Source organism: Streptomyces sp. NBC_00647, from assembly GCF_045207245.1.
GTDB lineage: Bacteria > Actinomycetota > Actinomycetes > Streptomycetales > Streptomycetaceae > Streptomyces.
Genome location: NZ_CP109040.1, coordinates 3,627,481 through 3,647,339 on the forward strand (window position 1 = coordinate 3,627,481; position 19,859 = coordinate 3,647,339).

17 protein-coding genes are annotated in these 19,859 nt (G+C 73.9%); 13 read left to right on the forward strand and 4 right to left on the reverse strand.

Going from position 1 to position 19,859, the window contains the following annotated elements:
* Positions 1–60: 60 nt before the first annotated feature.
* Complete coding sequence (locus OG788_RS16010; RefSeq protein ID WP_266848654.1) at positions 61–213, reverse strand: hypothetical protein; 153 nt, start codon at positions 211–213, stop codon at positions 61–63.
* A 267-nt stretch (positions 214–480) separates the two neighbouring features.
* On the opposite strand from OG788_RS16010, the gene OG788_RS16015 reads away from it, so the two are divergent.
* The 10 genes from OG788_RS16015 to OG788_RS16060 all read left to right on the forward strand — a co-directional run bounded on the left by OG788_RS16015 (position 481) and on the right by OG788_RS16060 (position 13,404).
* Positions 481–1,458 carry a DUF3068 domain-containing protein gene (locus OG788_RS16015; protein WP_406371523.1) on the forward strand — a complete coding sequence of 326 codons (978 nt, stop codon included), beginning with the start codon at positions 481–483 and terminating at the stop codon, positions 1,456–1,458.
* 263 nt (positions 1,459–1,721) lie between these two features.
* Positions 1,722–2,873, forward strand: coding sequence for a glycosyltransferase family 4 protein (locus tag OG788_RS16020; protein ID WP_406371525.1), 1,152 nt, complete (start codon positions 1,722–1,724; stop codon positions 2,871–2,873).
* Positions 2,874–3,061: 188 nt separating this feature from the next.
* The gene (locus tag OG788_RS16025) at positions 3,062–3,739 is read left to right on the forward strand and encodes a class I SAM-dependent methyltransferase (RefSeq protein WP_351539094.1); all 678 of its coding nucleotides are present in this window, start codon (positions 3,062–3,064) and stop codon (positions 3,737–3,739) included.
* Positions 3,736–8,403, forward strand: a complete 4,668-nt coding sequence (locus OG788_RS16030; protein ID WP_406376766.1) for an alpha-(1->3)-arabinofuranosyltransferase family protein — start codon at positions 3,736–3,738, stop codon at positions 8,401–8,403. Before OG788_RS16025 ends, OG788_RS16030 begins: the two co-directional genes overlap by 4 nt.
* The gene (locus OG788_RS16035; RefSeq protein WP_406371527.1) at positions 8,400–10,079 is read left to right on the forward strand and encodes a condensation protein; all 1,680 of its coding nucleotides are present in this window, start codon (positions 8,400–8,402) and stop codon (positions 10,077–10,079) included. Before OG788_RS16030 ends, OG788_RS16035 begins: the two co-directional genes overlap by 4 nt.
* Positions 10,076–10,825: a class I SAM-dependent methyltransferase gene (locus tag OG788_RS16040; RefSeq protein ID WP_406371529.1), complete on the forward strand. Its 750-nt coding sequence runs from the start codon at positions 10,076–10,078 to the stop codon at positions 10,823–10,825. The genes OG788_RS16035 and OG788_RS16040 overlap by 4 nt, the downstream gene beginning before the upstream one ends.
* 15 nt (positions 10,826–10,840) lie before the next feature.
* Positions 10,841–11,746, forward strand: coding sequence for a hypothetical protein (locus tag OG788_RS16045; RefSeq protein WP_351539100.1), 906 nt, complete (start codon positions 10,841–10,843; stop codon positions 11,744–11,746).
* Complete coding sequence (locus tag OG788_RS16050; RefSeq protein ID WP_351538935.1) at positions 11,743–11,970, forward strand: Trm112 family protein; 228 nt, start codon at positions 11,743–11,745, stop codon at positions 11,968–11,970. The genes OG788_RS16045 and OG788_RS16050 overlap by 4 nt, the downstream gene beginning before the upstream one ends.
* On the forward strand, positions 11,967–12,872 hold the full coding sequence (locus OG788_RS16055; RefSeq protein ID WP_406371531.1) for an FkbM family methyltransferase: 906 nt from the start codon (positions 11,967–11,969) through the stop codon (positions 12,870–12,872). The genes OG788_RS16050 and OG788_RS16055 overlap by 4 nt, the downstream gene beginning before the upstream one ends.
* Positions 12,778–13,404 carry a hypothetical protein gene (locus OG788_RS16060; protein WP_356757471.1) on the forward strand — a complete coding sequence of 209 codons (627 nt, stop codon included), beginning with the start codon at positions 12,778–12,780 and terminating at the stop codon, positions 13,402–13,404. Before OG788_RS16055 ends, OG788_RS16060 begins: the two co-directional genes overlap by 95 nt.
* A 30-nt stretch (positions 13,405–13,434) precedes the next feature.
* On the opposite strand, the gene OG788_RS16065 is transcribed toward OG788_RS16060, so the two are convergent.
* Positions 13,435–14,310: a RimK family alpha-L-glutamate ligase gene (locus OG788_RS16065; protein WP_406371533.1), complete on the reverse strand. Its 876-nt coding sequence runs from the start codon at positions 14,308–14,310 to the stop codon at positions 13,435–13,437.
* A gap of 199 nt (positions 14,311–14,509) precedes the next feature.
* Here OG788_RS16065 and OG788_RS16070 point away from each other — a divergent pair, with 199 nt between their 5' ends.
* Positions 14,510–15,595 carry a MerR family transcriptional regulator gene (locus tag OG788_RS16070; protein ID WP_406371535.1) on the forward strand — a complete coding sequence of 362 codons (1,086 nt, stop codon included), beginning with the start codon at positions 14,510–14,512 and terminating at the stop codon, positions 15,593–15,595.
* A gap of 28 nt (positions 15,596–15,623) precedes the next feature.
* Here OG788_RS16070 and OG788_RS16075 read toward each other — a convergent pair whose 3' ends face one another.
* Both OG788_RS16075 and OG788_RS16080 read right to left on the reverse strand, forming a co-directional pair.
* Positions 15,624–16,265, reverse strand: coding sequence for a toxin-antitoxin system, toxin component family protein (locus OG788_RS16075; RefSeq protein ID WP_406371537.1), 642 nt, complete (start codon positions 16,263–16,265; stop codon positions 15,624–15,626).
* A complete protein-coding gene (locus OG788_RS16080) occupies positions 16,262–16,624 on the reverse strand; it encodes a hypothetical protein (RefSeq protein ID WP_406371539.1) in 363 nt (120 codons plus the stop codon). The genes OG788_RS16075 and OG788_RS16080 overlap by 4 nt, the downstream gene beginning before the upstream one ends.
* Before the next feature lie 239 nt (positions 16,625–16,863).
* On the opposite strand from OG788_RS16080, the gene OG788_RS16085 reads away from it, so the two are divergent.
* Both OG788_RS16085 and OG788_RS16090 read left to right on the forward strand, forming a co-directional pair.
* Positions 16,864–18,429: an acyl-CoA synthetase gene (locus tag OG788_RS16085; RefSeq protein WP_406371541.1), complete on the forward strand. Its 1,566-nt coding sequence runs from the start codon at positions 16,864–16,866 to the stop codon at positions 18,427–18,429.
* Positions 18,422–19,807: a carboxyl transferase domain-containing protein gene (locus OG788_RS16090; protein WP_406371543.1), complete on the forward strand. Its 1,386-nt coding sequence runs from the start codon at positions 18,422–18,424 to the stop codon at positions 19,805–19,807. The genes OG788_RS16085 and OG788_RS16090 overlap by 8 nt, the downstream gene beginning before the upstream one ends.
* Positions 19,808–19,859: the final 52 nt, after the last annotated feature.

Consider the following 19,859-nt stretch of genomic DNA (forward strand, 5'->3'; position numbering starts at 1 on the left):
GGGCGGGGCCTTCGCCCTCGCGCGACAGCGCCGGCCCCGCGCCTCCGCGGCTCGACACGGTCAGCGCTCCTGGCCGGCATTCTCGTAGGTGATCAGCGGGGTGTTCGGCTGGTCGGGGGTCGCGTCGAGCAGCGCCACGACGCCGAGTGCGGCGCCCACGGCGAGTGCGGCGGCGACGACGACGGTGAGTGCGGCGGCGAGCAGTCTGGACATCGCAGGGTCAGCCTCTCGGTCGGAGGTCGTCCCCACCCAGGGACCGCGCGGCCACCGGTCGAGTGGTCCCACGGACACAGCCCGTGCCGGCCCCGTCCGGCAGGTGCCAGTCTCGGCAATGCATTGACACTCCGTCAAGGGTGCGCCTACGGTTCCCGGCCCATACCGCACGTGCACTTTCTCCCTTGGTGTCGACGCATCCGTATCACCTCGTACCACCAGATATCCCTCGTGCGTCGAGCCTCCTCACGCCCCTGGAGTGCCCGGATGCGCCGGAAGTTCTCACCCGTCTCCCTGATCCTCGTCGGCCTCGGCACCTTCCTCCTCGTGCTGGCCCCGATGCTCGTCTGGTACGTGGAGCCACGTGCCGCCGTGAACCCGATCGACATCGACACGACCGCCGTCTACACCGGCACCGGCAGCGTCTTCGACGTCGGCAAGGTCGAGACCGTACCCGGCCGGAGCATCACCGTCACCCAGGTGGTGCGCGGTGCCGTCGCCGACAGCGAGCGCAGCGGGAAGGCCGTCTGGGACGTGACGACGACCGTCGACACGGACACTTCGCTGCCCGCGGCCGACCCGCACGACGCCCTGGAGTTCACGCCGGGCCGCTGGGTCACCGACCGGAGGTCCAACGAGCCGGCCCACTGCTGCCAGGAGAGCCCGTACTACGAGGGCGAGGCCTATCTGAAGTTCCCCTTCGACGTGCAGAAACGCGCGTACCGCTGGTGGGACAACTCCCTCGGCGCGCCCGTCACCCTGCGCTACGAGGGCGTCAGGAAGATCCGCGGGTACGAGGGGTACCGGTTCACCGGGACCGTCCCCGCCACCCGGACCGGGACGCGTCTGGTGCCGGGCGCGATCGTCGGGGAGCCGCAGCGCAGCCAGGTGCTCGCCGAGGAGTGGTACGCCAACCACCTCATCGAGCTCGTGGTGGACCAGCGCACCGGACGGGTGATCTACGCGCAGGTCGGTCCGCGCAAGACACTGCGCGCACCGGGCGCCGAGAAGGACGCCGTGGTGCTCCTGGACAGCCGGAAGCTGGCCTTCACCGCCGCGACCCAGCGGGACCAGGTCGAGCAGGCGAAGACCGAGAGTGGCCAACTGCGCCTCCTGGGAGAGACGTTGCCGATCGGTGCCGGTGTGCTGGGATGCGTACTGGCCCTGGTGGGGACCGTTTTGTTGGTACGCGGGCCGCGTGATCCCGGTTCGCCCGAATCGCCCCACACTTCCCTCACGATGTGATGCGCCGTCAGCTCCACAAAGCCCCGAAATTGTCACTCCGGTGAGTAGCCGACGCGAACGGCGCGGCGAAAACTGTCCAACCCCACCCGAACACAGCCCGTCCACAGCCCCGTTACAGCAAGCGCCCGCAATCCCCCACGACCGGGCGGCCCCTCGGCATCACCCACGGAAAGCAGCGTCCAAGGCCGCACGCTCACCGATGATCCGCGCCGCGTCCCACCCCCCACACTGAGTTCCGCACCCCGAGACGAGTTGGAGCACCCATGCCCCAGCACGTGCCGTCCCCGCTGCGCACCGCGTCCCCGCGCTCCGCGCAGTACCCTCAGGCGCTCCCCCCACATCCGCGCCGCATCGTCTTCCTCGCCCGCCGTGATCTCGGCAATCCCGCGGCGGGCGGCTCCGAACTCCTCGTCGACCGGCTGGCCGAGGGACTGACCCGGCTCGGCCATCAGGTCACCCTGCTGTGCGGTGGCCCCGCGTCCTACCGCGACTACCGGGTCGTCTCGGCGGGTGGCGACCTCGGGCACTTCCTGCGCGCCCGCCCCGCCTTCCACCGTCAGGTCGGCGACTGCGACCTGCTCGTCGAGGTGTGCAACGGGCTGCCGTATCTGGCACCCCTGTGGCATCACGGTCCCACGCTCTGCCTGGTCAACCATGTGCACACGGATCTGTGGTCGATGCGGTTCGGCGGGCCGCTCGCGCCCGCCGCGCGGCTCGGCCGAAGACTCGAGCACTGGGCTCTGGCCGGCGCGCAGCGCGGCAATCTGCTGGTCGCCGTCTCCCCGTCGACGGCCCACGCCCTGCACACGATCGGGGTCGAGCGGGACCGCATCCGGGTCGTGCACAACGGGGTCGAGGAGCCCGGGCCGCGCGCCGCGCGCTCGCCCGAGCCGCTCTTCGTGGCGATGGGGCGGCTCGTGGAGTACAAGCGCATCGATCTGCTGCTGCGGCTGTGGGAGCGGGTCCGCCCGGTCACCGGCGGCCGGCTGGTCATCGTCGGGGACGGTCCCGAGCGGCAGCGCCTGGCACAACTCGCGGGCCCCGGGGTCGAGTTCGCGGGCCATGTGTCCGAGGCCGAGAAGCACCGGCTGCTCTGCGCCGCCTGGCTGCTGCTGCACCCGTCGGCGGTCGAGGGCTGGGGCCTGGTGGTCACCGAGGCGGCCGCGCGCGAGACCCCGGCGATCGCGTTCGACGTACCGGGGCTGCGGGACTCCGTCGTGGACGGCGAGACGGGGGTGCTGGCCCATGGCGAGTCCTCCTTCGCGGCGGCCTGGTGCACCCTGGCCCTGTCCGCCCACCGCCGCACCCTGATGGGCCGGGCGGCCCGCGAGCGCGCGGCCCGCTACCGCTGGAACCACACGGTCCGCCGGTTCGAAGCGGTGGCCGCGGAGGCGGTGAGGGGCTGGGCGCCGTGACGGCCACCGGGTCCAACGGGCCCGCGGACGGAGCCGGCCGGACCGACGCCGGGCCGACCGGGGCCGCACGGACGACACCGACCGGCGGGCGGGCGGCGAACGGCAAGCGGAAACGTTCCGGTGCCGGCACCGGAACCGGCCTCAAGGACCCCTCCGTACGCCGCTCCCTCGCCCTCTTCCGTGCCTTCCTGCGCGAACAGGACGACCCGGCGTCCTGCTACGCGCTGCTCGCCCGGGACGCCGCCGACCAGGTCGAGGCCGCGTACGGGGCCGTCGAGGGCCGCACCGTCGTGGACGTCGGGGGCGGCGGCGGCTACTTCACCGAGGAGTTCCGGCGGCGCGGCGCGCACGCCTATCTCTTCGAGCCGGACATGCGGGAACTCGGCCCGAAGCCACCCGAGTCGGCCGTCGTCGCGGACGGCTACCTGCTGCCGCTCGCGGACGGCGTCGCGGACGTCTGCTTCTCCTCCAACGTCCTCGAGCACGTGGCCGATCCGCAGACCTTCCTCAGCGAAATGGTCCGGGTGACCCGCCCGGACGGGCTCATCTACGTGTCCTTCACCAACTGGCTGTCCCCGTGGGGCGGTCACGAGTGGGCGCCCTGGCACTACTTCGGCGCCGAACGGGCTCGCGCCCGCTACCGGCGCCGCACCGGCAGACCCGCGAAGCACACCCTCGGCGAGAACCTCTTCGCCGTACACATCGGCACCACCCTGCGGCAGGTACGCGCCCGCGACGACATCACGGTCGTCTCGGCCCGTTCCCGCTACTGGCCCTTCCTCGCGGAGGCCGTCGCCAAGGCGCCGGGGCTGCGCGAGTTCGCCACCTGGAACCTCCTCCTCATCCTCCGGCGGTGTCCACCATGACGAGCACGGTCCAGGCTCCTCCCCCGGCAGCCGTCCGCACCGGCGCCGGCACGTCAGGCCCCCCGGAGGGGCCGCGCTCCCGGCGCTGGCTGCTGGGTTTCTGGGCCGTGGTGTTCGTGCTGTTCCTGGCCGTGCACCCCGGGCGCACGACCTTCGACACCAAGCTCGGTGTCGCGCTCGACCCCTGGCAGTTCCTCTCCGACCTGGGGCAGTTGTGGCACGACCGGGGCGGCTTCGGCGGCCTCCAGGACCAGTACGTCGGCTACGCCTGGCCGATGCTGCCGTACTACGGCCTGTGCCGGCTGGTCCACCTCCCCGTGTGGCTGGCGGAACGGCTGTGGCTGTCGGTCATCGTGACGGTCGCCTTCTGGGGCGCGCTCAGGCTGGCCGAGCGGCTGCGGACCGGCAGCGGCGCGTCCCGCCTCCTCGCCGCGGTCGCGTACGCGCTGTGGCCGGTCTTCACGATCGTGGTCGGGTCGACCTCGGCGGCCGCGCTCCCGGGCGCTCTCCTCCCCTGGGTCCTGCTGCCGCTGACGAACGAGCGGTACACCGCCCGGATCGCGGCCCTGCGCTCGGCGCTGGTCGTCCCCTTCATGGGCGGGGTGAACGCGGCCGCGACCCTCGCCTCGCTCCTCCCGGTCGGGCTCTATCTGCTGTCCCGCCCGCGCGGACCCCGGCAGCGCAAGCTCATCGCGTGGTGGGTGCCGGGCGTGATCCTCGCGACCGCCTGGTGGTGGATCGCGCTGCTGCTGCTCGGCGTCTACGGCGAGAACTTCCTTCCCTACATAGAGACTTCGGGGACCACGACGGCCACCATGTCGGCCACCGAGTCGCTGCGCGGAGCCGGCAACTGGGTGGCGTATCTGCACTTCGGCGAGGCCTGGCTGCCGGCCGGCTGGTCCGTGGCGTCCTCGGTGATCGTCATCGTCTGTTCGGCACTCGCGGCGGGGCTCGGCCTCGCGGGACTGGCGAGACGCGACATGCCCGAGCGGCGCTGGCTCGTGCTGACCGTCCTGTCGGTCGCGCTGATCACCCTCGCCGGGTACGGCGGTTCCTTCGGGGCGCCCTTCCACGGCGTGGTCCAGGACTGGCTGAACGGGTGGCTCGTCCCCTTCCGCAACATCTACAAGTTCCAGACGGGGCTCGCGCTCGCCCTCACCCTCGGCCTGGCGCATCTGGTGGGCGTCGCGGCGCAGCCGCGCGGCGCCCGCCCGGTGCGCGGAAGGCGCTTCGCCCCGCTGATCGCGGCGGTCCTCGTCCTGCCCGGACTCGCCTGGCCCTATCTCAACGGGTCGGTCCTGCAACCCGGTTCGTTCCAGGAACTTCCCCGCTACTGGCAGACCACCGCCGAGTGGCTGAAGAAGTACTCGCCGGACTCCCGCGCCCTCGTCGTCCCCGCCACCGCGCACGGCATCTACACCTGGGGCTCCCCCATCGACGAGCCCCTCGACGTGCTCGCCGATTCCCGCTGGGCCGAGCGCGACTACGTCCCCTTCGGCACCGGGGGCAACCGGCGCGCCATGGACGCGGTCGAGCAGGCCCTGCTGACCGGCGGCCAAGTCCCGGGCCTGGCGGACTATCTGAGCCGCGCCGGCCTCTACTACGTCGTCGTGCGCAACGACCTCGACCCCGACCAGCTCGGCTACGTCCCGACCGCGACCGTGCAGCGGACCCTGGAACAGTCCGGCTACCGGCGGGTCGACGGATTCGGGCCGGTCATGACCGGCGGCCGGATCGCGCACGGCACCCCGATGCAGGTCGAGGGACTCTATCCGCGCCGGCGCGCCGTGGAGATCTACGAGCCGGCCGATCAGGCGGTGGCGCGGCCCGGGCAGGCCGGACTGAAGGCGATCGCCGACACCGCCGTGGTCTCCGGCGGCCCCGAATCGCTGCTGCCGCTGGCCTCCGATGCTTCGGTACGGGGCCGCGCCGCCGTCCTGACCGGTGACAACCATCCCGGTCTCGGAACCCCGCCGGTCCAGGTGGTGGGCGACGGGCTGCGCCGCGCCGACACCCGCTTCGGCCTGGTCAACGCCAACACGTCGTACACGTACACGCGCGACCAGCGCAACGACAGCGACAGCGTGCAGGACCCCGGCAGGAAGCCGCACCAGATCCTCCCCACCGACGGCGCCGGTCACCAGACGGTCGCGGAGCTGCGCGGCGCCCGTTCCGTCACGGCGTCGTCCAGCGGCAACTGGCTGTTCCATCTCCCGCAGTACGACCCGGTGAACGCCTTCGACGGGAACCCCGACACGGCGTGGGCCGAGGGCGCGGCGGGCTCGGCGGACGGCCAGTGGCTGCGGATCCGCTTCGACGGTTCCGTGGACATGCCCACATCCTTCGACGTGATCCCGCTGCCGCAGGACGGTGTGCGCTCGGCCGCGACCCGGGTCCGGATCGAGACGGAGAAGGGCTCGGCGACCAGCTACCTCCGGCCGAACGGCATGAAGCAGTCCGTCAAGGCTCCCTACGGCTCGACGAGCTGGCTGAAGCTCACGATCATCGGCTCCACCGCGCGGCACGCCGGTCTCACCGGCGCGGGCTTCTCCGAGATCGAGCTGCCCGACGTACAGGTGACCCGGCTGCTGAGGCTCCCCACGGACGCGTCGGGTTCGGACGCCTCCTCCGAGATCGTCTCCCTGCACCGTTCCACCGACCCGACCGGTCTCTCCCCGACGGGGACCGAGGCGGGCCTGCACCGCCTCTTCTCCACCTCGACCTCGGGGACGTACACGATGAGGGCGAACGCCGTCCCCGTGCCGGGCGAGGAACTCGACAAGCTGTTGTACGAGGCCGCGCCCGAGCAGCGGAACAGGATCACGGCGACCGCGGACTCGACGGCGAGGCTGGGCGCGGGCCTGTCCGCGCGCAACCTCACGGACGGCGACCTGACCACGGCGTGGATCGCGGGCGGCAACCCGACGATCCATCTGAGCTGGCCCGGCAAACAGCCCGTGTCGTCGCTCGTACTGGCCCCGGCGGGCGGTCTGTCGACCCGCCCGACGAAGATCGACATCAGTTCCCCGGACGGCGCGGCGATCGCCGGGGTCGACGAGAACGGCTGGGCCCGCTTCGACCCGATCACCACCGACCACCTCGACATCACCGTCACCGAAACCGCGCCGCTGACCGTCCACAACCCGGTCGCCGGAGCCGACCTGCAACTGCCGGTCGGCCTCACCGAGGCGTACGTCCCCGCGCTCGACCAGTACCGCACCAAGCAGCCGTCCGGCACCCGCCCCTTCTCGCTCCCCTGCGGGAAGGGCCCGGTCGTCGCGGTCGACGGGAAGCTGTACGGGACGAGCGCGAAGGGAACCGTGCGGGACCTGGTGGAACGCCGGGCCGTCGAGGTGACGCTCTGCCAGAAGGGGCGCTCGGAGACCGGCTTGCCGCTCCCCGAAGGGTCGCACCGGATCGAGGCGGGCGACGGCGGGCCGCTGGCCGTCACGGACGTGACGCTGACCCGCGGCACACCGCCCGAGGCCGCCGGCTCCGGCCGGGCCCTGAAGATACGGGACTGGCTGGGCGACCGCCGCGAGGTGACGGTCGGCCCGGGCGCGGCCTCGTACCTGACGACGTACGAGAACTTCAACGACGGCTGGAAGGCCACTCTGGGCGGCAGGGAGCTGAGGCCGGTGCGGCTCGACGGCTGGCAGCAGGGCTGGCAGATCCCGTCCGACGTGCACGGCACGGTCAAGCTGTCGTACGAGCCCTCGACGACGTACGAGGCCGGGCTGATCGGCGGCGGGGTCGGCGTCGCCGTGCTCGTGGGCCTCGTGGTGTGGCGCCGCCGCTCACCCAATCCCGACGAGCCCCAGCCGGTGCCGCCGGCGCCCGGTATGTGGCCGGGCCTGGTCGCCCTCACCCTGGTCGGTGTCGTCGTGGCGGGCTTCCTCGCCCTGCTGGTTCCGGCCCTGGCCCTGCTCGCCCGGCGCCGGCACACGCTGCTCGTGCCGATCGCGTTCCTCGCGCTCGCCGGGGCGGGGATCGCCGCGGCGACGGGTGCGGGATCGCCGGTCTCGGCGGGAGAGGGCGCGTTCGGTCACGCCGCTCAACTCCTGGCGCTGATCGGGCTGTTCGCGGGCCTGGTGAGTGTGCGGGAACCCGATGGTCCCGCGACGGCCGCCGTCGCGGGGTCGTCGGCGCCGCCGGGTTCGTCGCAGGCGCCGCCCACGGCACCGCTGCCGCAACGGGTACGCGGCGAGACGCGCGGCCCGGGAACCCTGCCGGCCGGGTTCAGGGCGCGACGGGGTGCCGCTCCGTCGGAACGGGAGTCCCGCGCGGCGGAGCACGCCTCCCCGGCCGGGGCCGGTGCGCCGGAATCCGGAGTCCGGCCGACGGAGCGGGAGGCCGGGGCGGCTGAACCCGGGATACGCCAGGCGGCGGGTGAGGCCCGCGCCGGGGAGCAGGTGGGCGGGGCTGCTGCCCCTGAGGCGGGTGCCGGTGCGGCCGGGGACGGGCCCCGGGATGCCGTGCCCCGGGCCGGGGCCGTGCCAGGGTCCGGGGTCACCTCCGGGCCCACGATCTCCGCCCGTGGGCCCGGATCGGCCCGGACCGAGCCCGATCCGCCGACCGCGCGGATCGCTTTCCGCAAGCCGAGGTTCCGGGCGACGCCGCCCGAGGAGCCCCGCGAGGACACAGGGAAGGACACGTCGGCATGACCGCGGTGGAGCATCCGGCACGGGACGGCACGGGGGGCGGCCCCGAGGGACCCTCCGTACGCGTTCCGTTCCCGGTGGTGGACGAGGTCGCCCGGCACTGCCTCCAGGAGGAGGAGCCGGAGACCGTCCACATCGAGGTCCACCTGCCGGGCCGGCTCGACCCGGCCCGCCTGACGGCCGCGTTCACCGAGGCCCTCCGCCGCCATCCGCGCATCCTGATGCGCGAGGCCGCCGGGCCCTGGTACCGCCGTCGCTACGAGTGGGAGCTGACTCCGGAGCCGGACGTGCGGGTGGTGTCCTTCCCGCCACCGAGCCGGGACGCCCTCCGCACCGCGCGGACCAGGGCTCTTCAGGAGGCCCCGCCCCTGTCGGCGGCCCCGCCGGTCCGCCTGGAGGTGGTGCGGGGGGCGGGTCCGGCGGTGGGGAGCGAGGCGACGGACGCGGTGGGCCGAACCGGCCCCGAGCGCACCCCCGGCGGCCACCGCGAGACACCTGACAGCCGCCGCCCACCCGCCCCGGGAAGCACCCGAGCCCCCACCCGCACGGGCACCCCCGGAAGCACGCGAGCGCCCGCCGACACGACCAACGCCGGGGGCACGGCCGGGTCTGACCGCACGGGCGCCCCCGAGGGCACGCCCGAACCGACCCGCGAGGGAACGCCGGAAGGCACGCGCGGGCCCACCTGCCCGGCAACCCCCGAGGGCACGGGCGAGCCGGCCCGCGAGGTCGCCCCTGACAGCACCCCCGAACCCACCCGCAAGGGCACCGTCCTCTTCCTCACCATCAACCACACCGCCCTGGACGGGCCCGCCTGTCTCCGTGTCCTCGCCACCGCCGCGGAGCTGTACGGGGGCAGGGACAACACGCCCTCCGCCCCGCCCGTGCGCACCCCGGACACCCCGGACACCCCGGAGCCGGAGGACCGGAAGGCTCCCTCCACCTGGACCCCGCCCGCCCGGGTCGCCCCCGGCAGCCCCGAGGTCTCCCCCGGCAACGGGCTGATCGTCACCGAACTCGGTGTGCCCCGCCGGCCCAAGGGCTCCCCCTACACGGTGAACGACCAGCTCATGGCCGCCACCGCGCTGATGGTCGCCCACTGGAACAGGGAACACGGCACGCGCCCCCGGCCGCTGCGCATCACGATGCCGGTCGACGACCGGCCGCGCGGCGCGGACATGCCGATCGGCAACGGGACGCGGCTGGTCGAGGTGACGTTCGCCCCCGAGGAGGTGGACGCGTCCCGGATGGGCGAGCTGTTGCGCCGTACGGCCACCCGCACACGCGCTCTGAAATCCGCCGACCGGCCCCAACTGGGTCATGGCGCGGCCCTGTTGACGGCTCCCGTGGTGCCGGTGGCCTGGCGCGCCGCGGCCACCCGGGGCCTGCGCAGAGCGGCCGGGCCCTGGACTTCGACCGTGCTGCTCAGCAACATCGGCCGCATCCCCTACGCGCTCGACTTCGGCGAGGAGGCGGGCCGCGCCCACGCGGTCTGGTTCTCCGCCCCGGCCCGCACGCCCCGCGGGCTGACCGTCACGACCGCGTCCACCGCGGGCCGTCTGCACCTCGCGCTGCGCTGGTCGCGCAGCCTGCTCGGGCACGGCGACGGAGCCCATCTCCGCGACCTCTTCGAGCACTACCTGCACGCGACACAGGAGAGGGAGGCGACCGGCGCATGACGACCGGCGCGAAGACCTCGACACCGGGCTCCCGTGGGGGACTTCGGGACTTCTACGAGGACCCGGCCGTGCCCGTCGCCTCCGGCACCCCGCGCAGCCTGCGCCAGGCCCGGATGCTGGCCGCGGCGCTCGGCCCGGCCACGGCGGGCGTCAGGACCGTGCTCGACATCGGCTGCGGCGACGGCACCGCCGCCGCGACCGCCGCGCCCTTCCTGGCCGGGCACCGGGTGGTCGGCGTCGACTGGTCGCAGGACGCCCTGCGACGGGCCCGCACCCGCGTCCCGTACGCGATTCGCGGCGAACTCGCCGACGGAGGGCTGCCGTTCGCGAAGGAGACGGCGGACGCGGTGCTCTTCAGCGAGGTGGTCGAGCACCTGGTGGACCCGGACGGCGCCCTCGACGAGATCCGCCGCGTCCTGCGCCCCGGCGGCCACTTGATGCTGTCCACCCCGAACCTCGCCGCCTGGTACAACCGCGGCCTGCTGCTCGCCGGCGTCCAGCCCGTCTTCTCCGAGGTGAGCCTGCGCGCCGTCCACGGCCGTCCGGGCCGGGAGGTCGTCGGCCATCTGCGGCTCTACACGGCCCGCGCACTGCGGGAGTTCGTGGCCGCCTCCGGCTTCGAGGTCGTCCGGCTCGCGGGCGCGCCCTTCCACGGCGTACCGCGTCCGCTGCGCGCGCTGGACCGGCTGGCCTGTGCCGCGCCGTCCCTGTCCTCCATCCTGCTCCTGCACGCGCGAAGGACGTAGCCCATGTGGTGGGGAGTGGCCGCGGCTCTGCTGGCGAACGTCCTGTACAGCACCGGATTCGTCCTGGAGAAACGCGCGTTGGCGGCCCTGCCCGAGGTCGACATCCGCCGTCCCGGCCGGCTGCTGCGCCTGGTCCTCGGGAGCCCGCTGTGGATCGGCGGCTCTCTCGCGCTGGCCTCCGGGTTCGCGGCGCAGCTGGCCGTGTACCGCACCCTGCCGATCGCCGCCGCCCAGGCGATCTTCGTGTCCGGGCTCGTCCTCCTCGTGCTGCTCTCGTCCCGGCTGCTCGGCGAGGAGACGACGGGCCGCGAACGGTACGCGTTGGGCGCGATCCTCCTCGCCCTGCTGATGGTCGTGCTGTCCCTGCGCGAGAACTCCGACACGGTCGGCCGGGGCGCCCCGGCACCGCTGGTCCTCACGGTCTGCCTGCCCTCGCTCTCGCTGGGCGTATGGCTGTACGGCGCCGCCGAGCGCCGCTCCCGGCACCGGCACCGCATGCCGACCACCGGCGTCGAGTACGGCGTGGCCGTCGGCCTGCTGTACGGGGTGAGCTCGCTCGCCATCAAGGGGGTGTCGAGCCGTCTGACGACCCATGACCCGGGCGGCGCGGTCGTCGGCCTGCTGCGCTCCCCGTACCCCTATCTCCTGCTCTTCACCGGCGCGTTCGGTCTGGTCATGTCGCAGGCGGCGCTCCAGCGTTGCCGGGCGTCGCTGATCGTTCCGGTCTGCACGACCGTGACCTGTCTGTTCACGGCGGTGCTCGGCACGCTCACGTTCGGCGAGGCGCTGCCGCACGAACCGGTCCGGCTCGCGCTGCGGCTGGCCGGCACCGTTCTCGCGGTGGCCGTGCTGCTCGCCATGCCCAAGCATGACGAGGCACCCCAACCCCCCATCGGTGCCAAGGAGTTGACACCCCCATGAATCCCGACGACCCACTGCTGAGGATCCTGGCCTGCCCGCTCGACAAGGGTCCGCTGCATCTGCTTGTCCCGGACGGTGCCCTGCCCTCGGAGGAAGCGCTCTACAACCCGCGTCTGCGCCGCCGTTACCCCATCGTGGACGGCATCCCGCAGCTGTTGCCGTCCTCCGGGGAACAGGTGACGGAGGACGAACACGAGGAACTCCTCAAGCGGATGGCGCCATGACCGGATCAGTGGACGGCCGCGCGTCCCGGACCCTCGCCGCCCGCGTCGCCCCCTTCGTCCCCACCCGCCTGGTAGCGGCGGCGGCCCGGCTCGTCTATCCGCGCTTCGAACCCGAGCTGGCCCGGCTCGCCGACCTGTGTCCGCCCGGTTGCGGCACGGCGGTGGACGTGGGCGGCTGGTACGGCCCCTGGACGCGCCGCCTGGCCCCGCGGGCCCGCCGGGTGGTGACCGTGGAGCCGGTGCCGCATCTCGCCCGGCTGCTGTCGTCGGCCGCTCCGGGCAACGTGCGCGTGGTCACGGCCGCCGCCTCCGACCACCGGGGGACCGCCCGGCTGTGGCTGCCCGCGGACGACGCGGGCGACCGGGGTGTGTCCTCGCTCGTCCGCCGGGACATCCACGCCCGCGCGCTGGAGGTGCCCTGTCTCACCCTGGACAGTCTGGGCCTGCGCGACGTCGGCTTCATCAAGATCGACGTGGACGGCAACGAGCCGGCGGTGCTGCGCGGCGCCCGGGACCTGCTGGCCCGCGACCGCCCCGCCCTCTTCATCGAGCTGGAGTCCCGTATCCAGCCGGTCGCCCCGGTCGTCGAGCACCTCGCCGAGCAGGGGTACACGGGGTGGGTGCTGCCCGGCTCCAGCTGGGTGCCGCTCGCCTCCTTCCCGCTGGAGGAGCATCAGGCGCGGATGGCGTACGTCGTCGCACAGGGCCTGTTGCGCCGGGTGCTGCCGCCACGCGGTCCCCGGTACGTCAACTCGGTGCTGTTCCTGCCGGACGGCCGCCGTCCGGGCGAGGGCCGGGTGCGCGACGATGGACCGCATGCCGGCCAGACGCCCACCCGCCCCGTTCACCCCGATCGACTTCCAGCTGGTCCTGCTGCGCCGCATGGCCGACCACAATCCTGACCTGGTCGAGGAGGCCCGTCACGAACTGGGCGTGTCCATCGCCGGCATGCGCGAGGCGAACCGCCGCTGGCAGGCGATGCTGCGCGCCCCGCGCTCCCGGTCCGCCGCCGCCCGCTACCGCTCGGTCCTCGGTGCCCCCGAGTCCGCGCAGGAGCGCCGGATCGGCGATCTGACCTGCGAGGCCCTGCAATGGCCGGTACCCCTCTGGCCCGGTCTGCGGTTCGAGGTCCTGCTCGCCCCGAACGGCGTCGCCTGGAACGAATGGCTGGTACGCGCCCCCGGCGCCCCCGCCCCCGTGCTGGAGACCCTGGAGGACCTGGCCCCCTGGTCCTGCACGGTCGACGAGGCGGCCCGCGCCTTCGCCCCCGCCCGGCCTCTGGAGGGCACGGCCCCGACCCGCTGGGGGCTGGCGTTCACGGCCCCCGACGCGTCGGGCGTCCCGCACGCGTGCGCGGCGGAGTTCACCTGGGGCCTGCTGCAACGCGTGGGCGTCAGGGGGCCCGTCCCGCCGTCGCCGGAGGAGTCCGCCTGAGAGTCCTCCCGACTGCCCGCCGCCGGGCCCTCAGCGAGCGGCGGCCTCGATGATCCCGTCCACGACGACGGGCAGCGACTCCGGGTGCAGCCAAAGGAAGAGGTTCGGCTCGACGAGCTCCAGCTCCATCACCCGGGGCTCGCCGCCGTCACCGTCCACCAGGTCGACGCGGGCGTAGAGCACGCTGTCCGCACCGCCCGGCACGGCCGCCAACGCCTGCTCGGCAACGGCCTGTTCGGCCGCGGTCGGCTTCCAGACCTCCAGGCGCGGGTGGGGTGTCTTGTCCCCGTCGAAGGGAGTCCCCGGCTCCAGTACGGCCCCCTTGCGGCTGGCGTGCAGCAGCCGCCCGCCGAAGAACTGGAGCGCCCGCTCGCCCGCCGCGTCGATGTTCGTGACATACGGCTGGACCATCGCGGTCAGCCCCTCGGCGTGCATCCGCGCGAGCTGCCCGAGGGCCGTCTCCCGCTCCTTCGGCGTGTACCGGGCCGCGTAACGCGCCCCCGCCCCCGCGGTGGGCTTCACGACGAACTCGTGATCGCCGGGCAGCTCGACGGGGTCCCCCGGCGCGAGATACCGGGTCGGGACGACCGGCACCCCCGCGTCCGCCAGGTCCCCGATGTAGCGCTTGTCCGTGTTCCACCGCACGACCGGCGCCGGGTTCAGGAGCCGCGTGAGCCCTCCGCACCGCTCGGCCCACGCCACGAACTCCGCGACCCGCCAGCTGTAGTCCCACGTCGACCGGATCAGCGCCAGGTCGAACCCGGCCCAGTCGACCCCGAGATCGTCCCAGTGCACGATGTCCGCCGCCGCCCCGGCATCCTCCAGGGCCCTCCTCAGCACCGGCAGGTCCCGGTCCGCGCCGGGCTCCTCGCCCGGGTCGTACGTGACGAGCGCGATACGGGCCACGACGGCCTCCATCCTGGTACGCCACCGGCGTACGACCACGGACGCACCCCACCGGCGCGCCACCTCGGACAATCCCGCCGCAGGCTAACAACCACTGCGACTCCGGGCCGAGCCACCATTGACCTTCACCGAAGGGCAGGGCCCAGCATTGGTGACAGAACGAGGAACGACCGGATCACGAAGGCGACGGGGTGGGCGTATGGAGATGCTGACGATCGGGGCCTTCGCGAGGGCCTCCCGGCTGTCGCCGAAGGCCCTGCGGCTCTACGACGAGCTGGAACTGCTGCGCCCCGCCAGGGTGGACCCCGAGACGGGGTACCGGTACTACGCGGTCGGGCAGCTCGAACAGGCGCGCCTGGTGGCGTGGCTGCGGCGGCTCGGCATGCCGCTCGCCCGGATCCGCCGGGTGTGCGCCCTGGAGCCGGGGCCCGCCGCGCGGGAGATCCGCGCGTACTGGGCGCGGGTCGAGGCCGAGACGGTCGCCCGCCGGGATCTGGCGACGTTCCTCGTGGACCATCTGTCTCCGTCCCCAGGGAAGGACACCAGCATGCTGGAACTCCGTTGTTCCGCCCTCTCCGACACCGGCCGGGTCCGCGACGCCAACCAGGACAGCGTCCACGTGGGCGCCCGTGTCCTCGCGGTCGCCGACGGCTGCGGCCCGTACGGAGCACCCGCCAGCACGGCGGCGGTGCAAGCCCTCACGTTCCTCGACGACGAGCCGCTGTCGGCCGGTGGCGTGCTCAACCTGCTGGAGGACGCCGTGGAGGGCGCCGCCAGGGCCGTGGCGGACCTGGCGGCGCCCTCCACGGCACAGGCTCCGACCGCGGGGGACACCGGCAGCACTCTCACCGCCCTGGTGTGGACCGGCTCCCAGCTCGCCCTCGTCCACATCGGTGACTCGCGGGCGTATCTGCTGCGCGAGGGCGGACTGTTCCGGATCACCCATGACCACACGGTGGTCCAGTCGCTGATCGACGAGGGCAGGCTCACCCCGGAGGAGGCGACCACCCATCCCCAGCGCGCCATGCTGCTCAAGGCGTTGGGCACCGCCGCTCCCGTAGCCGATCTGCGGCTGCAGGACGTCCGGCCGGGCGACCGCTGTCTGCTCTGCTCGGACGGCCTCTCCACCGTTGTACCGGACGAGGAGATCGCGCGCCTCCTCAGGTCGGCTCCCTCTCCCGACGACGCCGTCCGGGCCCTGGTCGGAGCGGCGAACGACGCCGGCGGGCCGGACAACGTCAGCTGTGTGGTCGCGGATGTGGTCGAGGTGGCCCGGCCGGTCTGACGCCGGACCGGGCAGCGGTTGCCGCCGGTCAGTCCTGGGGACCGCGGTAGCCGAGGGAGGTCTGGATGGCGCGGCTGACCGGGTCGACGGGGGCGGTGCCACCGGGGCCCGCCAGCCAGGAGCGGAAGACGCTCGCCAGGTGCAGGCCGAACGCCTCGGCCTGGGCCTCGTCCGCCTGACGTGAACCGTTGCGGGCGGCGACGGTGAGGGCCACCTCCTGCCGGAACGCCGCTCGCGCTCCGGAGTCGCGCAGGTCGGAACGGTCCGAGAGGGCGGCGCGCGCGACGGCAGCCGCGCCGTCCACGTGGTGGTCGCGGTGCCCTTCCTTCATGTGCCACAACTCGTGCCCGAGGATGACGAGTTGCTGCACCGTCTCGGCGCGCTCCTCGACGATGACGAGGTCGAAGTCCTGGAACTCCATCCACAGGCCGGTGACTTCGATCTCGTCGGGGAAGCGCTCGAAGCGGAGCTGGACGGGACGGCCGCCACGGCGCCGGCTCATCTCGTCACAGAGAGCCCGCGCCAACTCCCGCACGTCGACAGGCGTATCGATCCTTCGCCGGAGCAGCCGGCCGAGCTCCACCGCGAGGGCACGCATCTCGGAACGGGTGCGGCGCGGGCGCAGCGCCGTCAGGAGCCGTTCGACGGCGCCGGCCGGCTTCCTCGTCATCGCTCCGCCTCCTCGCCGTCCGGCAGGCCCGCGCGCGTGCCGACGAGGGTCTCCCGCTCGCTCGGGGTGAGCCGTGTGCCGCGCGGGGCGGCCTCCCGGCGCACCTCGGCGGGCCGCCTCCCGCTCGACGCGAGGCACCTCTCGTGCGGCGCCCGCGCACGCCCCCGGACATGGCCGCCGACCGGGTCGCACGATGTCCCGTCGACCGCGAGCGGCGCCCGGAGCAGCTCCTCCGGCAGGACCGTCCGACAGGACGGACCACGGGGGTCGAGGACGTCTCCCCGGTCCGGACCCTGCTCGGCGATCCGCGCGTCGAGGCGTTCGAGGGTCTCGGGAAGGGGCGGCGGGGACTCACTCACCAAAGGGCTCCCGGCAGTTGACTCATCAAGTTGTCGCGCGTCGCCGACACTACGTGGCCGGGTCCGTCCACGCCACGGTTCCCGATCGATCGCTCGCCCTTACGGAACGATCCTTACGGCGCCTGCGCTCCCCCTCCACGTCCTCGGCGCGGACGAACGGCCGACCGCCCTCCCCGTAAGCCTCATCGTGTAGGAAGAGCCTGTCCGTCCCGGTGAAGTCCTCTCGGCAAGGAGTCCCCGTGTTCTCCCTCTTCCCGGCCCTGGTGGGCGGTTCGGTCGCGGACCGGTCCGCCCTGCGCTTCGGTGATCGGTCCCTGACGTACGCGGAGCTGGCCGCCTCGGCCGGAGCGCTGGCCGCACGGCTCGACGGCGCCGGGAGGGTCGCCGTATGGGCGACTCCGACCCTGGAGACGGCCGTCGGTGTCGTCGCCGCGCTGCTGGCCGGGGTGCCCGCCGTGCCGCTGAACCCGAAGTCGGGGGAGGCGGAACTCGGCCATATCCTCGGCGACAGCGCGCCGTCCCTGGTGCTCGCCGCTCCGGGTGACGTACTGCCCTCCCCGGCGGGGACGTTGGACCGCGTCGATGTCGAGGTGTCCGGCACGAAGGCGGGCGCCGCGACAGGCGGACCGGTCCCTGCCGAGGGCGCCGGCGCCGCGGGGGCCGCCGCGTCCTCCGGGTCCGTCGAATCCCCCGGGTCCGCGGGCGGGGTCACCGATCCCGGCGCCCCCGCCCTCGTCGTCTACACCTCAGGCACCACGGGCCCGCCCAAGGGCGCGGTCATCCCGCGCCGGGCGATCGCCTCGACCCTGGACGCGCTGGCCGACGCCTGGCAGTGGACCGGCGACGACGTGCTGGTGCACGGCCTGCCCCTGTTCCATGTGCACGGCCTGATCCTCGGCATCCTGGGTCCGCTGCGGCGCGGCGGGTCCGTCCGGCATCTGGGGCGGTTCAGCGCGGAGGGCGTGGCGCGGGAGCTGAACGACGGGGCGACGATGCTGTTCGGGGTGCCGACGATGTACCACCGGCTCGCCGAGGCGCTCACCGAGGACCCCGGGCTGGCCAAGGCACTGGCCCGGGCGCGGCTGCTCGTGTCGGGCTCGGCCGCGCTGCCCGTGCACGACCACGAGCGGATCACGGCCGCGACCGGGCGCAGGGTCGTCGAGCGGTACGGCATGACGGAGACCTTGATGAACACGAGCGTCCGGGCGGACGGGGAGGCCCGGCCCGGCACCGTCGGTGTGCCGCTGCCCGGCGTCGGTCTGCGGCTCGTCGAGGAGGACGGGACGACGATCGCCGGGTACGAGGCCGACGGCACCCCGACCGGCGCGTACGACGGGGAGAGCGTCGGCGAGATCCAGGTGCGCGGGCCGAACCTGTTCACCGAGTACCTGAACCGGCCCGACGCCACCGCCGCCGCGTACACCGGGGACGGCTGGTTCCGCACGGGTGACATGGCGGTCCTCGACCCCGACGGCTCGGTCCGGATCGTCGGCCGCAAGGCCACCGACCTGATCAAGAGCGGCGGTTACAAGATCGGCGCCGGCGAGATCGAGAACGCGCTCCTCGAACACCCCGGGGTGCGCGAGGCCGCCGTCGCCGGGGAGCCCGACGCCGACCTCGGTGAGCGCGTCGTCGCCTGGATCGTCCCGGTCGATCCTCGGACTCCGCCGCCCGTCGACGAGTTGGCCGACCACGTGGCCCGTCGCCTCGCCCCGCACAAACGGCCCCGCGCCGTGCGCTTCCTGGACGAGCTGCCCCGCAACGACATGGGCAAGATCCTGAAGCGGGCGCTGCCCCGTGACTGATCGGATCTCGGCCCGCGAGGCCATCGCCCTGGTCACCGACAGCTTCGCCGAACTCACCTGCCCGAAGGGAGAGTCCGGGCCCGACGGTCCGCTCTCCTGGCAGGGGTACGACGACGCGCGGGCGCGCGCCGCAGCCCGCACCGGCGAGGAGGAGTCGGTCGTCTGCGGCACCGCGACCTTCGGCACGGCGAGCTTCGGCACGACGATCGACGGCAGGCCTCCGCTCGGCCCGGTCACCGCCGTCCTCGTCGCCTTCGAGTTCGGCTTCCTCGGCGGTTCCCTCGGCGAACGCACCGGCGACCGCCTGGAGGCGGCGTACGAGCACGCCCGGACGCACCGGCTGCCCGTCGTCTCGCTCGTCGCCACGGGCGGCAGCCGGATGCAGGAGGGCATGCTTGCTCTGACCCAACTCCAGCGGGTGGCAAGGCAGTCGGCGCTCACCCGGGAGGCGGGGCTCGCCCAGATCGCCGTCCTGCGGGACCCGACGACGGGCGGGGGCTGGGCCACGCTCGGCGCGGGCGCCGATGTGACCCTGGCGCTGCCCGGCGCCCAGGTCGCCTTCGCCGGCTCCCGGGTCCGCCCGCCCGACGCGGACCCCGCCGCGTACACGGCCGAGGCGCAGGTGGCGGCGGGTTCGGTCGACGCCCTGGTGCCGAGGGACGGGCTGCGCGAGACGCTCGCTCTGTGGCTGGATCTGCTCACCCGGCCCTCCGCCGGGGCCGCGCCGGTCCCGCCCGCGCTGGGCGCGACCGACCCGCCCGCGACCGGCTGGGACGCGGTGCAGCGCGCCCGCGCACCTGAACGCCCCCGCGCGGAGGCCTACTTGGACGCCCTCTTCACCCGGCGGGCGGCGATCGGCGGGGACCGCTCGGGCGGCACCGACGACGGCGTGCTGTGCGGCTTCGGCCGCGCGGACGACGGGCGGACCATCGCCTACGCCGCCCAGCGCGGCACCCCGACCCGTCCCGCCGGATACCGCACCGCCGCCCGGCTGGTCCGGCTGGCCGGCCGGCTCGGCATCCCGGTCCTGACGCTGGTGGACACCCCGGGTGCCGCGAACGACGCGGACGCCGAGCGGCAGGGGGCCGGTGCCGCGATCGCGGATCTGTTCGCGGCGGTCGCCACCGCTCGTACGCCGGTCACCACGCTGGTGATCGGCGAGGGCGGCTCGGGCGGCGCCCTGGCGCTGGCCGCGCCCGGCAACACCTGGGCCACGCCGGACAGCTATTTCTCCGTCATCGCTCCGGAGTCGGCGGCCGCGATCCTCAAACGGCCCGCCGACGAGGTCCGGGCGACCGCCGACCAGCTCAGGCTCCGGCCGCAGGACCTGGTGGAGCTGGGCGTGATCCGGGGCATCGCGGAACGACCCGGCGGGTGAACGGACGGCGGCCGCCGGCTCCCCCCTCCCAAGGGGAACCGACGGCCGCCCG